This is a genomic window from Kitasatospora sp. NPDC004240, from assembly GCF_053603215.1.
This window is the reverse complement of sequence record NZ_JBSGFD010000381.1, coordinates 1-3,818: the sequence shown is the minus strand read 5'-3', so window position 1 is coordinate 3,818 and position 3,818 is coordinate 1. Positions and strand designations below refer to the sequence as shown.

Annotated in this window: 2 protein-coding genes and 2 pseudogenes; all 4 read right to left on the bottom strand. The window is 67.9% G+C overall.

Annotated elements, in window-relative coordinates; genetic code table 11:
* Window positions 1-82: 82 nt before the first annotated feature.
* A complete protein-coding gene (locus tag ACWEQL_RS41595; RefSeq protein WP_452156701.1) occupies window positions 83-445 on the bottom strand; it encodes a hypothetical protein in 363 nt (120 codons plus the stop codon).
* A gap of 64 nt (window positions 446-509) precedes the next feature.
* Window positions 510-1,064, bottom strand: a pseudogene (locus ACWEQL_RS41590) (IS630 family transposase); the annotation flags it as partial.
* A gap of 104 nt (window positions 1,065-1,168) precedes the next feature.
* Window positions 1,169-2,638 carry a group II intron reverse transcriptase/maturase gene (ltrA, locus tag ACWEQL_RS41585; protein ID WP_452156699.1) on the bottom strand — a complete coding sequence of 490 codons (1,470 nt, stop codon included), beginning with the start codon at window positions 2,636-2,638 and terminating at the stop codon, window positions 1,169-1,171.
* A gap of 592 nt (window positions 2,639-3,230) precedes the next feature.
* A pseudogene (locus ACWEQL_RS41580) lies at window positions 3,231-3,748 on the bottom strand (winged helix-turn-helix domain-containing protein); the annotation flags it as partial.
* Window positions 3,749-3,818: the final 70 nt, after the last annotated feature.

Here is a 3,818-nt window from a genome sequence, read left to right as displayed (position 1 = left end):
TACTGAACTTGAACTCGTGATGTCGGTCGGCTCGTGGTGGCGGCGTCAGGGTCCGAAACCGCCGGATGTTGTCGGCTCGGGTTCAGGACGGTGGCTGCAGCCAGCGCCGCGCCGCAGCGAGATTCACCTCGATGTCATCGCTCCATGAGCAGACCTCCAGCCATGAGAGGTAGCCGCCTTGCGCGAAGACCAGGACCTCGCCAGGGCACTCGCCGGTTTCGGTGAACAGCTGTACGTCGGCAGCCACAACGGTGCCGGGCCCCGTTGGCGCGGGCTCCACGGCGTCGGCGTCGAGTTCGAAGTAGGTAGTGCCGCAGCCGCACTTGCAACGGGACTGCACCCTGAGTTGGGGCACCTGCTGTCGGAGGGCGTCGTGGGCGGGCTCGTCCGGGTTCAGGACAAGGTCAAGCACGTCGGCTACGTCCTCGGGCAGGCTGTCGGTCATGCCGCCACCGTAGCTGACCAGCGGCTTTGGGCTTCGGTCAATTTCGGGTCCGTCGACCCGGCGCTCACAGGTCCAGGGGCAGGTCGGTGCCGGCGAGGCAGCCGTCGATGACCTCCGGTCGGTACTGCAGCATCTTCAGTTTGCGCTTCACGGCGCGGGTGACCTGGCCGAGGTCGGCCGCGGCGAGGTTGCCGATGTCACGCTTGACCAGCGACCAGACGCCCTCGGTCGGATTGAGGTCCGGAGCATACGTGGGCAGCTGGAACACGGTGAGCCATTCGGCGTTCGCGTCGATGAATTCGCGCATGCCGGCCGTCAGGTGGAGGCGGACGTTGTCCCAGACGAGCACGATCGGTCCGCCGAGCTGGATGCGGGCACGGACGATCAGATCGCGGAAGTCGCGCCAGCCGAAGCCCTTCGGCTCGTCCTTGCGGCCCCGGTACTCGCGGATCGCGTAGATCAACCTGGACCGCTCGCCCGGTTTGTAGCAGGCCATGCCCGCCATCGACACCCGCCCCGAGCCCCGGCCCCTCACCCTCACGACCGGGGTCCGGCCGATCCGGCCCCAGGTCCTGGCACGCGGCGGAGTCATCGACTGCCCGGCTTCGTCGCTGAGTAGGCCCGGGGCGCGGTGCCGGGATTGCTCCCGGTCCGTTTCCCCGGACCTCTCGCCGAACCCGCCGTGCGCCTCTCGACGCAACGGGCTCTCCACGGTCTCTGCCGTCAGGTGGTTGCAGTGGCCCAGGGGCTGGGAATCGTGTTGCCGCGGTAGCGATACCGGGTGACCGGCATCGCGCTGATCTTCCGCAACTCGATCTCGCCCGCGCTGATCGGCAGCCACCGCCCGGTAGGGGTGGTGAACCGTCTGCGGACGTCCGACCAGTTCCAGTGATGCCGCTCTTGCAGCAGTCGGACGACCCGCCACCAGACGAGGTTGTCCAGGTTGCTGAAGGTGCGCTTCGCAACGGCATGCCGGAAGTAGTTGGCCCATCCGTGGGTGATCCTGTTCAGATTGATCAGTACCACGGCCAGGTCCTGCTGCGATGTTCTGTGGGTGAGGGTACGGATCTTCGCCTTCACCGACCGGAGGGGCCGGTCGGCGATGAAGGTGTAGACGTACCACTTGTCCGTTCCGCGCTTGCGGCGCCACTGGATGTGGAACCCCAGGAAGTCGAACCCCTCGCTCAGGTGCACCAGTTGGGTCTTGGCCTCCGAGAGCCGCAACCCCATCGGTGCGAGGACCTGGGCGATCTCCTCGTGCAGTGCCTCGGTGTCCTGCCTGGTCCCTTTGACCAGGACGACGAAGTCGTCCGCGTAGCGGACCAGTCGCCACGAGGGCAGGCCCTTGGCGCTTCGCCGTTCGCGCCGAGGGCTGGTGGACAGGTCCCCGTCCGGTTCCCATGCCCGGTGCAGGTGCTCGTCGAGCGCCGACAGGGCGATGTTCGCCAGGAGCGGGGAGATGATGCCCCCTTGCGGCGTGCCGGTGAAGGTCTCCTGCTGTTCCCCGAGCTCTGTGAGGAGGCCGGACTTCAGGAACGCCTTCACCAGCGCCAGCACCCGCTTGTCCTTGATCCGCTTCCGGACGCGGTCCATCAGTGCGGCGTGGTCGATCTCGTCGAAGCACGCCGCGATGTCCGCGTCCAGCACCCACCGATAGCCGTGGGTGCCGTAGAAGTGGATCTCGGCAATCGCGTCCTGGGCCCGCCGCTTGGGCCGGAAGCCGTAGGAGACCGGCTTGAAGTCGGCCTCGAAGATCGGCTCCAGCACCAGTTTCAGCGCGGCCTGGACGACTCGGTCGGCGATCACGGGAATCCCCAGCCGTCGTACCTTCCCCGACCCGCCCGGTTTGGGAATCTTGCGCTCCCGCACCGGCAGTGGCCGGAACGAGCCCTGCCTGAGCTGGGCCCGTAGGTCGTCCAGGAATCCGGGGACCCCGAATCGCTCCTCGACATCGGCGGCCGTCAGGCCGTCCACGCCGGGAGTACGGGCTCCCCGGTTGCCGGCGACCCGGTCGAACGCCGCGATCAGCGTCGCCGGGTCGTGCACGAGGTTGAACAGGTCATCGAACCGGCGGCCGGGATCGGCCGCCGCCCAACGGTGAAGCTTGGCCTGCATCTCCAATACCCGCTGGCGCGGCCCCACCGGGTCCGCCTCCAGCAGAGCGCCGCTGTTCAGCGGTGCATCTTTCGGCATTGCAGTCTCCTTCCCTTCTCGATACCGCTGCCGCCCTTCCCCATGTGCGCGGGCTCTCCCCGGCTCGGAGTACTACGGCGGCTCCGCCCCACCCGGACCGTTCGGCGGTCGATGCGCCTATCCCCGACCGGGCACTGGCCGTGCACGGCTGGGGAGTTGAGACCGGGTGGTTCCCGTGTTCACTGCGATTCGCTCGTTGGAGTAGGAGCCCGACTGTGTCCCTGCGGCATCGCCACGAGTACGCCGTAGTCCTTCCTCGTGGCCTCCCGAACGGCTTCGAAATACCGATCAAGGAGTTCCCCGCCGCCGCCAAGCAGCGAGTGCGCACCGCCTCCGGCCCAGATCCGCCAGGTTCGAGCCGGTGTAGTCGTTAAGAGACGTAAAGACGCCGGTTCCTCGCGTACTCCTCTCCATCCCGCTCGCCGGACCCGCACCATCTGGCAGTGCTGGCACGTCCCGGCTTTGTCAGGGCCGCTCCCGCCCTCCCCGGCATCACCCGGATCAGGCTGCCCTCAGCTCCACCCCTCTGCTACGACAGAACGGCGGTGAAGGTCTCTCACCCCCACACGAATCACAGCGCCTCACGGCGCAACTCGAAGACAATCCAGGCCCCGCGCTCCGCCGCGGTGCTCTTACCCGCGGCCAGGTCTCCTTCTTCCACACCTCGACCGCGTCGTCATCGCGCTCGATCGCCCGTCGAGTGGGCTGCTGCCAGCTCCAGCCGTGCCGCTTCAACAGCCGCCAGGTGCCCTCCACCGTGTACGAGACATGGAACAGCCGGCCGATCAGCGTCTTGATCCGCGCCAGCGTCCACCGCTGGTCCGCCCAGCCGTGGGCGAGCGGGCCGCGCTCCAACTCCCGTTCCAGCCTGGCGATCTGGTCTAGGCCGAGCCTTGGGCGGCCTGGTGATCCCTTCGACTGGACGCCGACCTCTCCCTGCCCGCGCCAGGCCCAGCGCCACCGCTCTACCGACCGCTCGCTCACCCGCAGCGCGGCAGCGATCTCCCGGTTCTTCTTCCCGCCCTCGAAGCGTTCCACGGCCTGCAGCCGGATCCGCTCCCGCGCGGCCCTCTCGGCGTCGGTCAACCCGCCGCCCTGCGCGTATCTCACAGCTCAGAGCTACCGGACCCACCCCGCGACTGTCAGGCAAACGGCTCCGACATCACGCTTTCAGGTTCAG